This is a genomic window from Desulfurococcaceae archaeon MEX13E-LK6-19, from assembly GCA_029637525.1.
GTDB lineage: Archaea > Thermoproteota > Thermoprotei_A > Sulfolobales > Desulfurococcaceae > MEX13ELK6-19.
The window spans coordinates 697590-716197 of the sequence record CP072660.1 but is presented as its reverse complement, the minus strand read 5'-3'; the positions used below and the strand labels follow the sequence as shown (position 1 = coordinate 716197).

Annotated in this window: 24 protein-coding genes; 4 read left to right on the top strand and 20 right to left on the bottom strand. The window is 44.5% G+C overall.

What is annotated here, in order from left to right; translation table 11 throughout:
* Positions 1-28: 28 nt before the first annotated feature.
* The gene (rpiA, locus tag J4526_04065; protein WFO76027.1) at positions 29-727 is read right to left on the bottom strand and encodes a ribose-5-phosphate isomerase RpiA; all 699 of its coding nucleotides are present in this window, start codon (positions 725-727) and stop codon (positions 29-31) included.
* Between the two features lie 112 nt (positions 728-839).
* On the opposite strand from rpiA, the gene infB reads away from it, so the two are divergent.
* Positions 840-2654: a translation initiation factor IF-2 gene (gene infB, locus J4526_04060; protein WFO76026.1), complete on the top strand. Its 1815-nt coding sequence runs from the start codon at positions 840-842 to the stop codon at positions 2652-2654.
* A gap of 56 nt (positions 2655-2710) precedes the next feature.
* Here the strand turns inward: infB and ndk are convergent, their stop codons facing one another.
* Together ndk and J4526_04050 are read right to left on the bottom strand one after the other, a co-directional pair.
* Positions 2711-3136, bottom strand: coding sequence for a nucleoside-diphosphate kinase (gene ndk / locus J4526_04055; protein WFO76025.1), 426 nt, complete (start codon positions 3134-3136; stop codon positions 2711-2713).
* A 43-nt stretch (positions 3137-3179) separates the two neighbouring features.
* Positions 3180-3362, bottom strand: coding sequence for a 50S ribosomal protein L24 (locus J4526_04050; GenBank protein WFO76024.1), 183 nt, complete (start codon positions 3360-3362; stop codon positions 3180-3182).
* A gap of 151 nt (positions 3363-3513) precedes the next feature.
* Between J4526_04050 and J4526_04045 the strand changes: the two genes are divergently transcribed.
* Together J4526_04045 and J4526_04040 are read left to right on the top strand one after the other, a co-directional pair.
* Positions 3514-3783: a 30S ribosomal protein S28e gene (locus tag J4526_04045; GenBank protein WFO76023.1), complete on the top strand. Its 270-nt coding sequence runs from the start codon at positions 3514-3516 to the stop codon at positions 3781-3783.
* Between the two features lie 159 nt (positions 3784-3942).
* A complete protein-coding gene (locus J4526_04040) occupies positions 3943-5112 on the top strand; it encodes a hypothetical protein (protein ID WFO76022.1) in 1170 nt (389 codons plus the stop codon).
* 65 nt (positions 5113-5177) lie between these two features.
* Here the strand turns inward: J4526_04040 and rpl7ae are convergent, their stop codons facing one another.
* The 15 genes from rpl7ae to J4526_03965 form a co-directional block, all read right to left on the bottom strand.
* Positions 5178-5564, bottom strand: a complete 387-nt coding sequence (gene rpl7ae / locus J4526_04035; GenBank protein ID WFO76021.1) for a 50S ribosomal protein L7Ae — start codon at positions 5562-5564, stop codon at positions 5178-5180.
* A gap of 81 nt (positions 5565-5645) precedes the next feature.
* A complete protein-coding gene (locus J4526_04030) occupies positions 5646-7403 on the bottom strand; it encodes a glutamate--tRNA ligase (GenBank protein WFO76020.1) in 1758 nt (585 codons plus the stop codon).
* Complete coding sequence (locus J4526_04025; protein WFO76019.1) at positions 7369-7866, bottom strand: DUF2118 domain-containing protein; 498 nt, start codon at positions 7864-7866, stop codon at positions 7369-7371. Before J4526_04025 ends, J4526_04030 begins: the two co-directional genes overlap by 35 nt.
* A gap of 6 nt (positions 7867-7872) precedes the next feature.
* Positions 7873-8994 (bottom strand): type 2 isopentenyl-diphosphate Delta-isomerase, encoded by a 1122-nt coding sequence (gene fni, locus J4526_04020; GenBank protein WFO76316.1) that lies wholly within the window; start codon positions 8992-8994, stop codon positions 7873-7875.
* The gene (locus J4526_04015; protein WFO76018.1) at positions 8969-9769 is read right to left on the bottom strand and encodes a hypothetical protein; all 801 of its coding nucleotides are present in this window, start codon (positions 9767-9769) and stop codon (positions 8969-8971) included. Before J4526_04015 ends, fni begins: the two co-directional genes overlap by 26 nt.
* Positions 9770-9797: 28 nt before the next feature.
* Positions 9798-10676: an MEMO1 family protein gene (locus J4526_04010; GenBank protein ID WFO76017.1), complete on the bottom strand. Its 879-nt coding sequence runs from the start codon at positions 10674-10676 to the stop codon at positions 9798-9800.
* A 7-nt stretch (positions 10677-10683) separates the two neighbouring features.
* The gene (locus J4526_04005; GenBank protein WFO76016.1) at positions 10684-11352 is read right to left on the bottom strand and encodes a 30S ribosomal protein S2; all 669 of its coding nucleotides are present in this window, start codon (positions 11350-11352) and stop codon (positions 10684-10686) included.
* 25 nt (positions 11353-11377) lie between these two features.
* Positions 11378-11578 (bottom strand): DNA-directed RNA polymerase subunit N, encoded by a 201-nt coding sequence (locus tag J4526_04000; protein ID WFO76015.1) that lies wholly within the window; start codon positions 11576-11578, stop codon positions 11378-11380.
* Between the two features lie 7 nt (positions 11579-11585).
* Positions 11586-12008 carry a 30S ribosomal protein S9 gene (locus J4526_03995; protein ID WFO76014.1) on the bottom strand — a complete coding sequence of 141 codons (423 nt, stop codon included), beginning with the start codon at positions 12006-12008 and terminating at the stop codon, positions 11586-11588.
* Entirely contained in the window at positions 12005-12478 is a 474-nt protein-coding gene (locus tag J4526_03990; GenBank protein WFO76013.1) for a 50S ribosomal protein L13, read from the bottom strand. Before J4526_03990 ends, J4526_03995 begins: the two co-directional genes overlap by 4 nt.
* Before the next feature lie 5 nt (positions 12479-12483).
* The gene (locus tag J4526_03985; GenBank protein ID WFO76012.1) at positions 12484-12846 is read right to left on the bottom strand and encodes a 50S ribosomal protein L18e; all 363 of its coding nucleotides are present in this window, start codon (positions 12844-12846) and stop codon (positions 12484-12486) included.
* Positions 12843-13688, bottom strand: a complete 846-nt coding sequence (locus tag J4526_03980; GenBank protein ID WFO76315.1) for a DNA-directed RNA polymerase subunit D — start codon at positions 13686-13688, stop codon at positions 12843-12845. The genes J4526_03985 and J4526_03980 overlap by 4 nt, the downstream gene beginning before the upstream one ends.
* Positions 13689-13721: 33 nt before the next feature.
* Entirely contained in the window at positions 13722-14123 is a 402-nt protein-coding gene (locus J4526_03975; protein WFO76011.1) for a 30S ribosomal protein S11, read from the bottom strand.
* 14 nt (positions 14124-14137) lie between these two features.
* Complete coding sequence (locus tag J4526_03970) at positions 14138-14656, bottom strand: 30S ribosomal protein S4 (protein WFO76010.1); 519 nt, start codon at positions 14654-14656, stop codon at positions 14138-14140.
* Between the two features lie 8 nt (positions 14657-14664).
* Complete coding sequence (locus tag J4526_03965) at positions 14665-15117, bottom strand: 30S ribosomal protein S13 (GenBank protein WFO76009.1); 453 nt, start codon at positions 15115-15117, stop codon at positions 14665-14667.
* A gap of 129 nt (positions 15118-15246) precedes the next feature.
* On the opposite strand from J4526_03965, the gene J4526_03960 reads away from it, so the two are divergent.
* Entirely contained in the window at positions 15247-16209 is a 963-nt protein-coding gene (locus J4526_03960) for a tetrahydromethanopterin S-methyltransferase subunit H (GenBank protein ID WFO76314.1), read from the top strand.
* 1 nt (position 16210) lies between these two features.
* Here J4526_03960 and J4526_03955 read toward each other — a convergent pair whose 3' ends face one another.
* Both J4526_03955 and J4526_03950 read right to left on the bottom strand, forming a co-directional pair.
* Positions 16211-17887 (bottom strand): DUF4445 domain-containing protein, encoded by a 1677-nt coding sequence (locus tag J4526_03955; protein ID WFO76008.1) that lies wholly within the window; start codon positions 17885-17887, stop codon positions 16211-16213.
* Positions 17884-18561, bottom strand: a complete 678-nt coding sequence (locus J4526_03950; protein WFO76313.1) for a corrinoid protein — start codon at positions 18559-18561, stop codon at positions 17884-17886. Before J4526_03950 ends, J4526_03955 begins: the two co-directional genes overlap by 4 nt.
* Positions 18562-18608: the final 47 nt, after the last annotated feature.

Here is an 18608-nt window from a genome sequence, read left to right as displayed (position 1 = left end):
CAGGTATATAATATTATTGTGTGAGGCATTACCCTGTTTTGCTCCTAGTGAGAACTTTTACACGATTACTCCAGCCAACGATAACTCTGTCAGCAAGCCCTATGAATAGCCCTGTCTCGATTACACCTGGGAGCATCTTTAGTTCTTTCTCGAGCTCAACAGGGTTGAACAGGGGTGGTTTCAAGTCTATTATAACGCCGCCGACATCAGATACCACTGGGCCATACTTTCCTTTCCTACTGCTTCTCACCACGGGGTTGTAGCCTTTCTCTTTAAGGTATTTGTAGACCATTGAGACAGCCCATGGGAGAACATCTATGGGAACGGGGTGGTTCGTACCTAGTCTATCAACTAGTTTCGTGTAGTCAACGATGAAGATTCTTTCTCTAGAGTAATAGGTTAGTATTTTCTCTAAAGTTAAGGCGGCGCCTCCTCCCTTGATCATGTTTAGTTCTGGGTCAACCTCGTCGGCTCCATCAATATACACGTCTATAGAGTCGATAACCCCGGGATACAATACCTTGAAGCCCTTGGACTTGAGCTTCAGCATGGTGTCAAGTGATGATGCAACAAATAGTCTGTCACGGTAGTCACTAGCCATACCGCCTAGTAGTTCAATAAACTTCTCTACGGTAGACCCAGTGCCAACACCAATAATGTTGGCTCCATCGATATATTTTAGAGCCTCTCTAGCAGCCATAGACTTCGCTTCATCAAGCTCGCTCAAAGAAACCACCAAATACTTGTCTTGTCTAGACAATTGTTTCTAAGTTTAGTCACATATTTAATATAGATTGACCTCTTGGTAGACTGAGGGTTTAGGCGAGGGTGAAACTGTAATGTCCAGTGATACCGAGAGGAAGACATGGATAAGACAACCAATAGTAGTGGTGCTAGGACATGTAGACCATGGTAAGACAACGCTACTTGACTATATCAGGGGCACTGCTGTAGCCAAGAAAGAGCCTGGCGAGATAACACAACATGTTGGAGCAAGTATAGTTCCAGCAAGTGTTCTAAAGAAGGTGGCGGAGCCTCTCAAGAAGTATTTCCCGAAGCTAAAAGTAGAGATCCCTGGTTTACTCTTCATAGACACTCCTGGACACGAGCTTTTCAGCAACCTGAGGCGTCGTGGAGGAAGCGTAGCTGATATAGCGATACTCGTAGTCGACATCATAGAAGGGTTCCAGCCCCAGACCGTTGAGAGCATACAGATACTCAAGGAACGCCGTGTACCATTCGTTGTAGCCGCCAACAAAATCGATAGGATCCCTGGCTGGAAACCCAACCCGGGCGCACCATTCCTTGAAACCATAAACAAGCAGGACCCAAGTGTTGTAGCTAGACTCGACGAGCTCATATACAGGATCGTGGGGCAACTATACGACCAAGGATTCATGGCCGAGAGGTTTGATAGAATACGTGATTTCAGGAGAACAGTAGCCATAGTACCCGTCTCGGCGAAAACAGGAGAAGGTGTTCCAGAACTACTTGCTCTACTAACTGGTCTAGTCCAGCAGTTCATGAAGAAGAAGCTCGTCACAAGCAATGATCCCGCGAAAGGAGTCATTCTCGAGGTCAAGGAAGAGCCTGGTCTCGGCACAACCATAGACGTCATAATCTATGATGGCGTGATGAGGAAAGGTGACCAGATAGTTGTTGCTGGTAAAGAGAAACCTATTCTCACTAAAGTTAGAGCACTATTGATGCCCAGGCCGCTGCAAGACATGAGGGCTCATGAAGGAAAATTCATGACCGTAGACCAGGTTGTAGCGGCTACTGGTGTAAAGATCTCCGCACCCGGGCTTGAGGATGCGTTAGCGGGAGGCCCAATTTACGTTGTACCAAGCCCTGAGCAGGCCGAAGAATACATGAAGAAAGTTAGAGAAGAAGTAGAAGCAATAAGGATCAAGACTGATAACGTGGGTGTTGTTGTTAAAGCTGATACACTAGGTACACTGGAAGCCCTCATAGCTGCTTTGAGGAGAGAAAATATACCAGTTAGGCTAGCCGACGTGGGCCCTGTAACCAAGAATGATGTTATGGAGGCTATTGTGGCAAAGAAGAACAACCCTGTATACGGCGTCATAATAGCATTCAACGTGAAAATACTGCCCGACGCACGTGAATTAATTGAGAAAGAAGAAATCAAAGTATTCAGCCACAACGTGATCTATAGGCTTCTAGAAGAGTACATCGACTGGGTTAAGAAGCTCAAGGAAATGGAGAAACGTAAAGAACTAGAATCACTAATCAGGCCAGGCAAGATAAGGATACTTCCAGGCTACGTGTTCAGAAGAAGCAATCCAGCCATAGTAGGCATAGAGGTTCTAGGAGGAGTGATAAAGCCCGGCTACCCGCTTATGAGAGAAGATGGAACCCGTATAGGCAGTATAATGCAGATCCGGGACAGGGATCAGGTACTGAAAGAAGCTAGAGTGGGCATGGAGGTAGCTATATCGATTAAAGGAAGAGTTCTTGTTGGAAGACATATAGATGAAGGAGACATACTCTACACTGACATACCTAAAGACCACGCTAAGCTATGGCTAACCAAGTATAAGAATGAGCTTAGTGATGACGAGAAAATGGTTCTCAACGAGATAATAAAGATAAAGAGGAAACAAGACCCATTCTATGGGCTAGCGTTCTAAAGTACATTAATCATAAAAGTGAATGAACCTACATGGATTAATGGGGAATAAAGAACTTACCAATCTATTATCTCTTCTTTCTTAAACACAACGTTTATTTCGTGTTCAGCACTCTCAGGGCTATCACTTGCATGTATTATGTTTTCTTGTTTCGATAACGCGTAGTCTCCCCTAATGGTGCCTGGTGGTGCTTGTCTTCCATCTGTAGGGCCTATCATTAGTCTAACGACAGAGATGGCATTGTCTCCTTCGAGAACCATTGCCACGACAGGATTCCTTGTAACGAACTTTATTAGGTCCTCGAAGAAGGGCTTGCCTTTATGTACTTTGTAGAATTCTTCTGCCTGCTCACGTGTGAACTTAAACATTTTCAGTGCTTTTATCTTCAGTCCCTTTTTCTCGAATCTAGAAATAATCTCGCCTACGAGTCTTCTCTCAACACCATCTGGTTTTATGAATACAAGTGTTCTCTCGATAGCCATGGCTTGTACACCGTGGAGAAATGTATTCAGGGGATAAGGGATTTTATGTTTTAGCTTTTCTTAGAGTCCATTTAAGCTTCCTGGGGTTCCTGCCGAGTTTCAAGAAGTTTTTACGGCACTTGCTGCTACAGAACCAGAGTATACTACCATCATTCTTCACATACATTATCCCTGTTCCAGGCTCTATTAGTCTTCCACAGAAACTACAATGAACAATCCTTGGCATCTCTACTACTGCACCCCTCCTTAGCGGACTGGTTTATTCCGGCTAAACCTAATCATGGCTGAACCAATTATTTAAGCTTTATCGCAATATTTATAACAACTACAAGTAGTTAAGAGGGATAAGGAGGAAGACTACATAGGGTGTACGATTAATGAGTGAAGGAGAGGAGAAAAAGAAGATCTATGTTGAACAACCAGCAGTTAATGTCACAGAGGAAATAGGGTTCCCAGCAGAAGTCATACAGATCATTGGTAGAACAGGTGTAACCGGAGAGATAACACAGGTACGTGTAAGAGTTCTCGAGGGAAGAGACAAGGGAAGAATTATCACAAGAAATGTGAAAGGATCTGTTAGAATAGGCGATATACTCATACTAAGAGAGACCGAGAGAGAAGCAAGAAGACTAAGTGGAAGAAGATAAAATACCTCCTTTTAACTACATCTAGAAGACACTGTTCAATTCTAATTAATTCTTCTAAAGGCAATTTATAGAGGTATAATACAGTAGGATTTATAGCGTTTGTAATACCTATATTAATACACATACACAATATACAATGTGTATTAGGAGGATTTGTTAGTGAAACTATTTGATACAATCATAGTTCGAAAATGGAGGGAAAACCTGCTTCTTGCGATCGGTAAGTATAGTATGCTCGGCCTTATTTTCTACATATTTAAATACAATATTTGGGATGTTGCTAAACTAGTTGCCAGCCATGTTTGTCCGTTAGTATACAACTTTGGTGTAATAACTGTTGAGAAAGACATATTCTACATTATTCTTTCACATGTACTGTTCTTTGCCGCAACATATGTTATATCATACACTTTGTTTGTTTTCTTTACTCTACAAGTATTCGTAGTTAGTGTGAAACTCATTGTAACTAGGAAGAAGAGGTATTACATATTATTGGCTTTATTGGTAGCTATCTTAACGTTATTCGTTATATCATATCAGCTACCCGCTTTAAACATAAGAGCAGATATTCTCGCATCGAATAAGATATTGGCCACTCTCGTTCTCTCTGCTACAATTACTTCTGCTGTCTACGTGTATTTCGTGTCTAAAGAAATGATTTCCAGAACAACCATTGGGGAAAAACTACATATTTCAATGAAGCTCGTTAAGGAATATATTACGTATAACCACAAAAAGATCTTGATGATATTCTTCATAGTATTATCGATAGTGCTGGGAGCTGGCTTAGCCATACTTGATGATCCGTCGATAGCAATGTGCATCTCTATAGACTCCTTGTACGCACACATGGGTATACAAATATTCTTAGTAACACTCACGATAACAAGTATGGCTAAACTCGTCTATCCAGAGAAAGTTTATAGAACCGGTGTCTCGTTTTCCAGGGTAACAACCTATGTAACATTCCTTGCTATCGCTCTCATAGCTCTACTTCATATAATTCATCATTTCCTGATTGGAGTACATAACTTATCTCCACTCTGTACATCCGACATAGGGTGCTGCATCTTTTCAGCCAATGTAATTCATTTCCTCTTAGCAGTCTACGTGTTGTTCATGTATTCTCTCGTGATACTGGCAACACTAAACTATATGTTGGGAACAAATATTGAGAACCTCGTGTTTTATAATGCTGCAGCAATACTGTTTGTGCTATACATTTTCTTTGAAGAACTACATATTGTTCAAGTAAACGTGTTCATCGGTATGGTGTTATTGGCTGCGGCTTTAACTGATTTATTGAAGAGTAAAATTGCTACAAAGTAATAAATTGATGTTACAGTATTAAAAAACAGGTAGGTTGTTTACTTTAACAAGAGCTTATGGGGAGCTTACTTTCCTGCTTTTGCTCTGAGTTCTTTTACTTGCTTGATTATTTCCTCTACTAGGTCCTTGGCGCCACCGGGCTCAATGATTGCTGCACTTGCTGCTGCTACTTCGATACCAGCTGCTTCACCTAGTTTCTTCTTGCTTGGTACGTAGACGTAGGGTATCTTCTTTTCGTCACATAGTAGGGGTAGGTGTGCGACAATCTCTGGTGGGTCTACGTCTTCTGCGATTAGTACTAGTTTAGCGAGTCCTCTCTCAACAGCTTTTGTTGTCTCGTTGGTTCCCTTCTTGATCTTGCCGCCTGTTTCTCTAGCCTTCTTTAGTGCTTCATATGCTTTCTCGGCTAGTTCTGGGGGTACCTCAAATTTTACATAGAAAGGCTTGCTCATCTCCTCATCCTCCTCCCATCTAGGTCGTCGAATCTGTGATAATAGGATAAGATTAGTTGGGCTAATAAAACTATCCTCTTACTAGTTGTGTGCATATATCGCTCTTAAACCACTGGGTGTCTTCTCTATACGGGCGAATCCATACCTATAGAACTGTACTACTGTTCCCTCATTGATTTCCTCAAGAGCTTTCTCGACTAATCCATGTTCACGTATAAGCTCTTCTCCCTCCGGCTTCCAGATCTCTATTAAAGACGCTTGGTCTTCTGGCACCCACTGTATTATCGGTGCACCATGCTTCCTAGCTGTATCAAGACTAGTATCGATAAACAATGTCTTGACCACAACTTTGTTCTTCTCTACAATGACTCCCTTGTACTCTACATTGGCTAACTCCATAAGCCTTACTATCTTGTTCTTGGTGAACAATTCTATGTCTCTAGAAGAAACATACACTTTGATACTGGGCCCATTGAGTACATACTTGTAGGATTCTCTTGTATCAGGGTGACGTAGCACATTTGCCTCCAGGGTCTCGGGAGCATTTTCTACGACTAGTTCTAGAGGCTCTACAACCATCATATACCTTGGTGCTCTCGGGTCTATTATCTTCCTGTTGATCGATGCTAGGTTCGCGTAGCTTATCACTGCATCAATACTCTTGATCCCGACGTCCTTTATGATCTCATGTATAGTCTCTGGGACAATACCCCTTCTACGTAGGGCTGCAAGTGTGCCGAATCGTGGATCGTCATAGACCATGAAGCCTTCTTTGATTTTTGCTCTCATCTTTGATTTACTAAGCATGACTCCTTCGAGGCTTAGGCGGCCGAAGTGTATTGTCTCAGGGTATTTCCAGCCCATGTAGTCGTAGAGGTATTTCTGCTTGATAGTGTTTGTCTGGTGCTCTTTTGCACGGAGAATATGTGTTACACCCATCAAGTGATCATCTATGGCTGCCGCGAAGTTGTATGTCGGCCAAACAATATACTTGTCGCCCACAACTGGGTGCGGTGTCTTGCTGGTATCTATGATTCTCAATGCAACCCAGTCTCTCACAGAAGGATCGGGGTGGTTTAGGTCGGTTTTTACTCTGACAACAGCTTCTCCTTCACCGTAGTGTCCTTCGAGCATTTTATCGAATTCTTCTAGCTGCTCTTCAGGAGACTTGTCTCTGTGCGGACATGGTTTACGTTGGTCTCTATACCTACGGAATTCCTCGGGGCTACACTTGTCCACATAGGCTCCTCCACGTTTGATCAATTCTTTGGCGATATCGTAGAATATCGGCATTCTCATACTCTGGATGTATTCTTCATCCCACTTGATGCCAAGCCATTTGAGGTCGTCTTTAATCTGGTTGTATGCGTCTGGGAATGGTGCTTTTGTTCTTGGGTCTGTGTCCTCGAATCTCAGTATCATCTTACCCTTGTACATTACGGCATAGAGGTAGCTCAAGAGAGCTGGTCTAGCGTTCCCCAGGTGTATAGTATAGTCGGGGTTGGGGGCGAACCTGGTTACAACCTTGCCTTCAACGGCATTGGGTAGTGGAGGCAGTTCTTTCTTCTCCTCAACAGTCTTCTCCTCAAGAAGCTCGGGCCAGTTTTCACGTAGTATTCTCTCTTGTTCTTCTAGCGTGAGCTTGTTTACTTCCTCGACAACCTCTTTGATCACTGGTATTAACTGCTTTATTATCTTCCTGACCTCGGGTTTCTCAGCAACAATCTTTGAGACAACGGGTCCTAGAGCAGCTTTGCCTCCATGCTTGTAAGCGTTGAGTAGCGCGTGCTTGTACGCGATTTCTCTAACTTCTTTTAACAGTGATTCTTCTAGCGTCATCTCTACTCACAACCACTAGTATGTATCTCTCGGGACGCTCCCACGGGAAGTTTATCACTAATGTAACTATACCAGAGCAAACACTCTTATAGACTCTTACTTCTCCTTTCCCAGTGATAATGTAGGCTATCTTGTCTCTCTCCTCAACCTCGTCTCCCTCGCTAACAAAAACAATAGGGTCGGCGCCCTTGATCTCCATTAAGCAAATACTCGTGCCCTCCTCGACAAGAATTGCCTCTAATTCACCGCCCGACTTGAACTTGGGGATAACTATTATTGATTTCTTCATCCTCGCTTCAACAAGATCTACTGCTTTCTCGACGACATCCTCATAGAGAATATGCCCATAGTATTTCTCGCCGCCAGGTGTCTTGGAGAAGAAATATTCCCCGTCTTTATACACGATATAGTAGTCTCCTTCAACTCCTTCAACGAATACTTCTGGGAACTCGTATTCGCTCATAATGGATCAACCCGTTTTGATGACCATGTATTTCTCTAGATCTATTCTCCTAGACTCAATAATCGTCTTAAGGGGGTCTAGGAGAATGAATGGTTTACGACGGAGCTCCTTTATGGAGGATGCTCCGACAAGAAACATGACTGATTTCAGCTCGTCAACATAGTTTTTAACATATTCTACGGCACCGTCAACACCTGATTCGAGTAGCTTCCTTAGAACAGGTTGTGCAAAACCATTCATGTCTGCTCCGAGTACTATGTTCTTCGCCGCCCTAATACCATCCCATACGCCACCGCTAGCTATAATGAATGCTTTGGGGTTAGCCCACCTGGCTTCTATGACTGCCTGTGGCGTGGGTATACCCCATTTCCGTAGTTTTTCTGCAAGCAAGACCTTGTCCCGGGCTCCCCTCCTACGTGCACGATACTCTTCTACACGAACCCAATTGGTACCACAAGCACCAGCCACATCGAAGTACTCTATGCCGATACTGCTTAGAAGCTCGACAACCTCCATAGACAATCCATTGCCAACCTCCTTGACTATAACTGGTACACTAAGTTCTCTCACAATATCCTCTAATATACCTAGGGATTCTCTAGTGAACCTCGTATCACCCTCGGGCTGCACGAGCTCCTGCGCCGGATTCAAGTGTACGGCGAGTGCATCAGCTTTTATCGCGTCAACAATATTCTCTATATCACGTAGAGAGAGATCATGGAGAGTGTTCAGCCCTATATTCCCTATGACAGGAACGTTCTTCGCAACCTCTCTTACAATAGTATAGGACTTCTTGATCTCATCAGTAGGCTTCTCGATCATTGCTCTCTGGCTACCAACACCGATAGCTATACCTGTTTTCTCAGCGATTCTTGCAAGCCCTTCATTGATCTTTGTTGCCTCAGGGTGTCCTCCAGTAATCCCTGTTATCATGAGTGGTGCTTCCAGGGTGTAGCCTAGGAACTCTATTGATGTATCTATATCCTTGTAGTCTACGAGGGGTAAAGCCTGGTGTACTAGTATTATAGACTCGTATAGCTCCCGGCATTCACCCGGGAATACAGTGTCTTCTTTGAGGACAACATCTATGTGCTCGAGTTTTCTAACCACTGTCTCGTTCACTAACATCATCCTCCAGTACTAGTAGAGACAAATACCCGGGGAGGTCATCCAGTAAAACACCATCTAATGGGGGAGTTACCCCTTTTACCATGTATTGTAGACTGTTGAAGACAATAAGTGATTCGGTCAACAATTTACTACACTCAAGTCCCGCTATACAACATTTGGCGAGAGCTATGGCGGTATAGCCCCCAAGATGGATGACAGCTGCTCTGAAAGCTTGTTCGTTAAAAAGCTCTGTTACAACACTTCTATCATCATGCCTCAAGTGTTTTGTAATAACAAAATTCTTTTCTATATTGAGCTCCACAGGTTTTTCACCGCCCCTATAGATAATACTCGTGCCAAGAAGTACACTGGTTCTAAGAGCTTTCAGCACCATTAATCTAACAGGGTCGCTGACAATCTTTTCGTCAATAATACTGCAAGCCCTTAGAACTTCGTCATCAGGTAGATCCATTTCTTTCAGCAACAATGTTGTTATGAATGCATATAATCCCAGTCCATATACAGGCTTATCAATGTTTATTTCTATGGAAAAATACTCCTCGGCAATATACTCGCTTAGCATGTCAATGAACTTTTTTATGTAATTAGCCAATACTCTACCATAGTCTTCTCCATTGTTGTAGGATACTTCTACTTTGTTTCCTCCAGAACTAGTATCAAGATTTACTTCAACACGTGTTGAGTGGTTGTGGACTATAACGGGGTTGTTGCATTTTATTGGAGTGTAGAATATAGGTACAGGTATTTCTTCAATCAAACCCATGTTATCCAATTTAATTCCCTGATTAAGTTAATGCCTGTTACTTGCTAAAGAACTGTATGGCGGCATAACCTACTACAGCCGATTTATCGCCTGAAGTGTCACCGCTTGTCGCGTATTTGAGGAGTTTCGCGGCTGCCTTGTCTTTGTATTTGAGTTTCGTGTACTCAGCTAGACCCATCACTCCTCCTGGGCCGCAAGCTGTTACATTGTATTCTCTGACTACATCATAGAACTTGTGTATATCAAGTGTTTCAATAAGAGTATTGATTGCCTCAAGGTCTTTCTTCATGGCTTGTCCATGTGGTTCATAGTGCGTGAAATCAGTGCTCGCCAACACAACTATGTCTCTACCGAGGCTTGTTTCCGCATCAATAATTGACATGGCTAGGTCCTTCGCTACCTCGGGGGTCTGGATGCCAAGGACTATGGGTACGATTCTTACTCTATCACCGTATAGGTACTGGATGAACGGCAACTGTACCTCGATACTATGTTCCTCGACGTGAGCGTAAACATCTAGTTCAGCATAGTTGCTATTGTTAACTATGGCTCTAGCGAGTTCTTCATCGACCTCTAGTTCTCCAAGAGGAGTAGCCCATCTACCCTTGGGGTAGACTGAAACAAGTGCACCGTAGCCAGTATGGTTTGGCCCTATAATGATTATTGTTTCTGGGACGCCTTCCTCGGCTAATGCACTAAATGCATGGGCTGCAACGGGCCCACTATATATGTAGCCTGCATGTGGTACAACAAAACCCGTGCTCCGTTTAATACGTGCTTCAGAGACTTTGGGTATACGGCCAGGACCTACTTCGTGTGTAAAACACCACTCGATAAGCTTCTTGAGCTCATTAGGATCTGAAGGGTAAAAGTAGCCTGAAACAGCTGGTTGACGAACTTCGGGTATATACTCCATTTAAAAATCACCTTTCGATACGGGCCTCGAAAGCAGACGGGGGCTCTGGCAGGTCTTTGTCTGGCGGCAATACTCCTTTCTCTCTAAGTATTTGTCGTGCAAGCAACCAGTAGACTAGTGCTAGGCTCTTCCTACCCTTGTTGTTTATAGGTATGATCAAGTCTATGAACTCTGTCCTGTTATCCGTGTCTACCAGTGCTACAACAGGTATGCCTATCTCAGCTGCTTCCTGGAGAGCCTGGTTGTCGGCACGTGGGTCGGTTATCAGTACTACATCGGGCTCGAAGTACTGTTTTAGAGACGGGTTTGTGAATGTACCGGGCAGGAACCTGCCTATGAAGGCTTTGCATCCAACATACTGACAGAACTTCGTGACAGGCTTCTGGCCGTATTGTCTAACGGATACAGCTGCTAGTTTAGCTGGGTCGTATCTGGCTAGGAATTTCGCGGCGATCCTTATTCTCTCATCAATTTTCCTTATATCGAGTATGTAGAGACCATCGTTTCTAACTCTGTAAACAAATCTCTCCATGAATTTTGTACATATGTGTGTACCTATATGTGCACCAGCAGCCAAGTAGTCTTCAAGAGGGATAAGCAGTTCAACACCTCTTCTCTCCTGCTGTGGCTGTGGTTGTTCTGGTTGTGGTTTTCCTTCAGCTGGTGTCTCAGTCATTCAATCTCACCCCATGGGATACAAGTCAGGATATTTTCGGGAAATTAAGGATCTCGTAGGCGAGGTCGACGTGGGAGAGGAACATTCTTCTACAACAATACCTCTTAACACCTAGTTCATCCAGAACTTTACCCGGATCCTCCCCTGCTTCAACACGTTTCTTGAACTCATCCCAGAGATGCCCTATCGGGGCGCCACATGTAAAACATCTTACAGGAATAATCATGACGTGTTCACCTGTAGGATTTCTGCCATCTTCTTCTAGCACTATACCTCATATACTTCTCTGGCTCAGTACGTCTCGGGTCGCCGGACAACATGTATCTATCATACTCTGTTAGTATCCTCTTGAGCTCCTCGTTGTCGCCAGCATACTTTAGTAAACCACGTGCAATAGCCATTCTAACTGCATCAGCTTGGCTCATGTAGCCTCCTCCCTTAACGTTCACTTTTATGTCAACAGTCTTCCACAAGTCGCCGACGAGTACCAGAGGCTCGTACATCTTTAGTCTAGCGAGCTCGATCGGCCAGATCTCTAGTGGTACACCGTTTATCCATATCCTCCCGCTACCAGGCTTGATTACTGCTCTGGCTATACTTGTCTTCCTCTTACCAGTAGCTATGACTATTTTTTGTGTAGTAGCTGCCTGGCTCACTCTCTATAACCCCTCCAGCCAAGGTGTTTTGAGAGTTCAAGGAGAGTTATATATTTGTTCCTAAGCCTACTGACATCAGCTTCCTCGAATCTAACGAACTCCTTCTCTTTACCCTCAAGCTCCGGCGGTACACCAGTATATACGATTAGCCTCTTATACGCGTTCCTCCCACGAGGCTTGTCCATGGGCAACATGTTCTTCACGGTTCTCTTCAGTATGTTGTGGGGTGCCTTGGGCCTCCTTATACCACTCTTATATGGGTTCCTTAGAGTACGTACTTCTTCGAGGAGCTTGTAGCCCATTATAACTCGTTTAGGCTCACCACTAATAACAGCCTTCTCCGCGTTGACAACGATCACTTTGTATCCTTCAAGAAGCTTCTTGGCTACAATGCTGGCTAGTCTACCGAGTATCTGGTTCGTAGCATCAACCACGAGGGTCTTGGCTTGTGCCTGCCCGCTAGCTGACACGGCTATCACCCAATTATCTTCACATTACTTCCACGAGGATTCTCCTTAACAAGGTCTAGTATAAACATTGGTTTCCCTCCAGCAGCTTTAATCTTCTCTATAGCTTTCTTAGAGAACGCTACAGCAGCAACAGTGACAGGGTGATCCAGTACTCCCGCGCCAAGTACTTTACCCGGTACTACAACCACATCCCCCTCACTAGTATACCTGTTAATCCTACTTACGTTGACTGCTATCCTCTGTCTCCTAGGTTTCTCGAGTAGCTCTGCCACAGCCCTCCATATGGGAGCGTTGTTTCTCCTCGAAGCCTTATATAGCTCGTCTATAGTCTTTCTCAATACTATATTTGTTGGCCCAGTCCTCTTCACTTCATAACACCCTGCTCCCTGAGTTTATCCAGGAACTCATCTAGTTTAGACTCAATAATCTTAACTGCTTCTAAAAGAATTCTCTTGGGTGGGAGAGCACCAGTGGATTCTATTGTGAGTATGAACTCGTTTTCACGATGACCAATACGTATAGCCCCATTGGGGCAAGCTGATTCACACATACGACATAGGGTACAATCAAGAATCTTGTCTTCACGTACAACGAGTTTACCATTCTTCTTATCTAAAACACCTTTAGGACAAACATCAATACACTTAGTGCACTCGCTATCACATTTCTCCGGGTCAATCTTTATGTTAGGAACATACTTGTGGGCGGCTACCGATACAGGGCTCCATTTGGCGTGTTCACGTCCTCTACCAAGACGAGCATATGCTTCAAGACGTATCTCATGTCCTGGTCCAAGGATTAGTATGGGGATTGTGTCATAGACAGGTTTTACGTCTGGGTCGCTTGGCTTGAGGTCCTTGCTATAGACTATGAGGGGTTTACCGGATTCCATAGGGTTCTTTGCTATGAGGTCGAATTTAGCGAAGCACTCCTCGGTGAAGATAGCTTCCTCGCCGGCTTCACGGCATTCCTCTGGGCTCTTGTATTTCTCGAGAGCTGCCTCACTAGTCAATGGGATGAGGCCCAGTCTGTGAGCAACTATTTCATCGTAAAACACGCTTGAGTTAACCGTGAAAACCACGACATCTATAGCCATTGTGGGTACTTCACTTATAGCGGCACGCCTAATAGCATTGAGTATATGGAGAGGAATGTTTTTGACATGAATTCTCAAGCGATTAGGGGCTTTATCCAAAACACTTACTTCAATACCCAAGACTACACCACCAAACCAAAAACAAGACTAGACTCTTCTACCACGTCTACCTCCTGGCCTACGTGTTGTATCGTGTGGTATCGGTGTAACATCCTCAATCCTGCCGATGATGAAGCCTACTCTAGCTAGGGCTCTGATCGCTGCTTGCGCACCTGGGCCAGGAGTCTTTGGTCCATGACCGCCTGGTGCCCTGACTTTAATGTGTAGAGCTGTTATACCCTTGTCCATAGCGGCCATTGCTGCCCTACTAGCCGCCAGCATGGCTGCATAGGGGCTTGGTTTCTCACGGTCGGCCTTTACAACCATTCCACCGCTTGTACGGCTCACTGTCTCGGCTCCAGTCAAGTCTGTTATATGTATAATTGTGTTGTTGGGGCTGCTATAGATGTGGGCTACACCCCATTTGAGCTCACGGCCATAGAAACTCATATCTCATCCACCCCCTAGGCTTCACCACCCTGTTGTTCTTCAGCCATTTTCTTGAAGGGGCTTGTGGGAGCGTAATCAATCAAGTCTTCTTCGTCACGAGAAACAATGTACCCGGGGACAGTGACTCTACGCCCACCAATAGCTATGTGGCCGTGTACAATAAGTTGTCTAGCCTGGTAGATTGTTCTGGCGAGACCCTTCCTGTAGACTATAGTCTGCAGCCTCCTCTCAAGAAGATCCTCTACAGTAAGAGACAATACGTCGTCGAGTGTAGCGTTCTCAGGCAAGAGACCCATCTTGTAGAGACGGTGTAGTAGTGCTTTCTCTTCTTTCTCACGTATCTCTGGTGGTGCTGCTAGGAGTGCTCTGGCTTGGTGCCTGAACTTCCTGATCATTGTCTTGGCTATCCATAGTTCTCTCTTGTTCCTCAGACCATATTCTCCGACAAGCCTCATTTCCTCTATCAGAGTCTCTTTACGCCAAGGATGACGGGGGCCTTCCCATTTCTTCCTAGGCTTCCTAGGATCACCCATGGCCGGGTCTACCTCCTCTTCTTCCTTACACCAACGGTTATACCTAGTCTACCTGTTGTACGTGTCCTCTGTCCTCTAACCTTCAAGCCTAGAGCATGTCTTATACCGCGGTAGCTCTTGATCCTCTTCTCCCTCTCGATATCCTGTTTAACATAATATATTAGTTCTGCTCCAATCAAGTGCATGTCCTTACCGGTCTCATAGTCTTTCCTACGGTTGAGCATCCAAGTCGGGATACCATAGGCTGCAGGATCCTTAAGGGCCTCCTCGATCTTCTTGATCTCCTGATCTGTTAGGAAGCCAATCCTCTTCTCTGGATCAATGCCAAGTACTCTACAAAGAGCATACGCGAGGTTTACTCCAACACCCTTTATTTCAGCTAGACCATAAGCTGTCTTCAGCGTGCCATCAATATCCGTGCCAGCTATACGCACTATATACCTTAGCCCAGCTTCGCTCAAACCAGTATACCACCTACTACCCTATTCTCTCCCGCGTAAAGCACCTTAGAACACCTAAGCCTAAAAACCTATTATAAGGTTATCCTGCAATACACTCTAAGAAACAGCGTCAACGGCTAAATAGTATTGATGAGGTGGACCACCATAGACTATATATACAAGGAATTATTCACCGCAAGCCAGAAAGTCTTCACGATAGCCGACGTGAAGATAGGCGGGCTTCCTGGAGAGAATCCCGTCCTCCTAGTAGGCTCGATATTCTATCTTGGAGACAAGCTTCTCACAGGAGACAACAGGGTTTTCGATAAAGAAAAGGCCTCAGAGCTAATCAACGAAGCTATTTCCATAGCGGAAAACTATAACCTGAGCTTCGGACTAGACGTCGTTCTTCCCCAGGAAGACTATGTCGAGAAAATACTCGAGTTCGTATCAAACTACAACATACCATTGTTCCTGGATTCACCTGACCCGAAAACAAGGATCAAAGCATATACGTTGGCTAGAGAACTAGGTATCATAGACAAGGTTATCGCCAATGGTATAGACATGCACACACCTAGTGAGGAACTAGAAGCAATCAAGAATTCTGGGATAAAGACGGCAGTACTATTCGCGTTCGACCCATCAAACCCGTTCTCTTCACTCAAACCAAAAGACAGGCTCGGTATCGTGGAGAAACTCCTACAACTAGTACACAAAGCTGGAGTAGAGAACATGATAGCGGACGCGATAGTACTCGACCCAGGTAGTATAGCTTTGAGCGCCGAGACAATATTCCTCGTAAAGAGAGAACTAGGACTGCCAGCCGGGTGCGCGCCAGCAAACGCTCTAGGGCCTGTGAACAAGAAGAATTTCGATGTAAATGAGGTCATAGGGATACAGTCCGGCATAGCCGCTATGCTACGTGTATATGGAGCGGATGTAATCATGTATGGTCCTGTGAAGAGGATAAAGTATGTTGCACCAGCTCTAGCGACGGTAGATGGTATGCTAGGTTATCTAGCCCGCCAGGAAGGAGTAAGAATCAGCAGGAAACACCCGATCAAGTCATTGTTGAAGAGAATACAGCAATTATTTGCTCAACAAAAATAGTTCAATACACTGTATCCATGGTGTCTAGCTCTAGTGCTTTAATCCATTCATCCATGAAGTTTTTCTCTTCAGCAAGGTTTACATGGTACACATTCTCAGTGAAGGAGATGATGTGCTTGAAGAACTTCTTGTACAGAGCAGTTATGTAGAGTCCTGTTAAAACCATATTGCCTCCAACAACAATTCTATTGGGGTTATCCACAGGCACTAGCCTAAGGTAAACAGCGTCAACAGGATTTATCGATGACCCGAATCTACCTGAGAGAAACACTATTTCTACATCGCTTTGCTCTAAGCCAGCTTTCTCTAACAGTATGCTCCAGCCTGTTTTCACTGATGCCAGGGCTTTCTGGAACTCACGTAGGTCATGCTGTGTGAAAACTATGTCACCGTGTTCTCCACGTGTAATCCTATAGCATTTTACTCCATTGACTAGCTCGTATCCCTTGACTATACGTCCACTCTTGTCAACAAGTCTCTTCCTGAGAAGCTCCGCTACAAGACTGATGAGACCCGAGCCTGTGATCCCTGTGGGCACGCCCTGGTATTCGAATACTGGCTTGCCATTGCTATCGATTTCTTTGACGGTGATGCTTGTGATCCCTCCGGTGTCAGCCATTGCTCCATATTGGATATGTCCTTCGAAGGCTGGTCCCGCCGGGGTACTTGTGGCGTAGACAAGTGGTTTATCTCTATCAACGACAAGTATGATCTCTGTGTTGGCTCCAAGGTCTATTATCATATAGGGTGTCTTGGCTTGGATATACTCTGTTGCGATGAGGTCTGAGAATGCGTCGCCGCCAACGAAACCAGCTATGAAAGGCATTAGTAGACAAGGCACCTTCCTGTCCGCTGTACTCAGTAGTTTAAGGAATGGCCCCTTCATGGTAGGTTGGAATGGTTTCCTCGCAAGACTATCTAGGGGTAGACCCATGAATATGCTCTCCATAACAGTATTCCCGGCTATTAGACAAGCGATCGTGTTTTCATCAATGAGTTTCCCGATGGCGCTAGTGAGTTTCTTCATCATATCTTTCTTGTACTCATTGTTCTCCAAGGCTTTAGATAGTCTCGACACAACATCAAGCCCATATGTATTCAATGGATTGGAGACAACGCCTCCTCCCTTAATACCTCCGTCGAGACCGATGTACTGGTAGGCGATCTTTGTTGTCCCAAGGTCTATGAGCAGTATCTTATAGTCTTCTCCCTCTATTGGAAGCGACGCCACTATAGTGTCGTTGTAGACCACATGCTTACTTAAACTTGAATCCACTGTATCGAGGAATACTGTTCTATGCATTGATTCTAGTGCCTTGTTATCGATAACCTGGAATAATGGGTCAACATGTTTTATTTCAACAGAGAACATTTGGAGGGCAATAAGCTTTCTTGGCTTAGGTTCCCTGATAAGTCTTACCTTTACGTCACCAAGTATTCTCACTTGACAAGCTAGTCTTAGTCCATTATTGTTCCTGATCCCCCGGATGACCTCGTTTCCCGTGGGCTCACTTGTTTCTCCTTCAACAAATACTTTACATAAACCACATAAACCATTGCCTCCGCAAGGCAGTGTGATGAGGTTTTTGGATGCAAGGAATCTCCCTAGATTCTCTCCTACATCAACCTCATAGACTCCATGTTCTTCAATATAGACCTTGGCTTTGCTTTTAGTCAAGAATTCTTCCTCCCATACTTTTTCTCGGCATACTCATTGATTATCTTCACTGCTTCAACGGCATCGCGGGCCCATGCATCAGCTCCTATTTCCCTGGCGAATTCTGGTGTTGTAGCAGCTCCCCCTATTATAACGAATACCTTGTCCCTGAGATTCTCCTCCACAAGCCTGTCTATAACAGTCTTCATATACTTGATCGTTGTTGTTAACAACGCGCTCATCCCGAGGACATCAGCATCATGCTTTCTTATTGCTTCAATGAACTTGTCGGCATCAACATCAACCCCTAGATCAATGACTTTATGTCCAGCAGCCTGCAACATCACTGCCACAATAGTCTTCCCAATATCATGAATGTCGCCCTTCACTGTACCAATAACAATAGTCAACGACTTGCTGGAAACACCCTTGCTTCTTGATTCTTCCTGGAGCAAGGGCTCTAGCTTACGGAAAACACTCTTAAAGATCTCTGCTGCCTCAAGGAGCTCCGCTATGAAGTACTCGCCCTCCTCATAGAGCTTCCCGATCTCATCCATAGCCTTGCTCATAGGCCCAAGCATTATGTCAGTAGCACTATAGCCCTCATTCAATGCCTTCTCAACACTCTCCTCAACACAATCGGCATCAAGATCGATGAGACAATTCTTTATCTCATCTAAGATATTAGACAATATTCTCCACCACGGTTCAATAGTATGAGAGGAATACTCTTAAACACTAA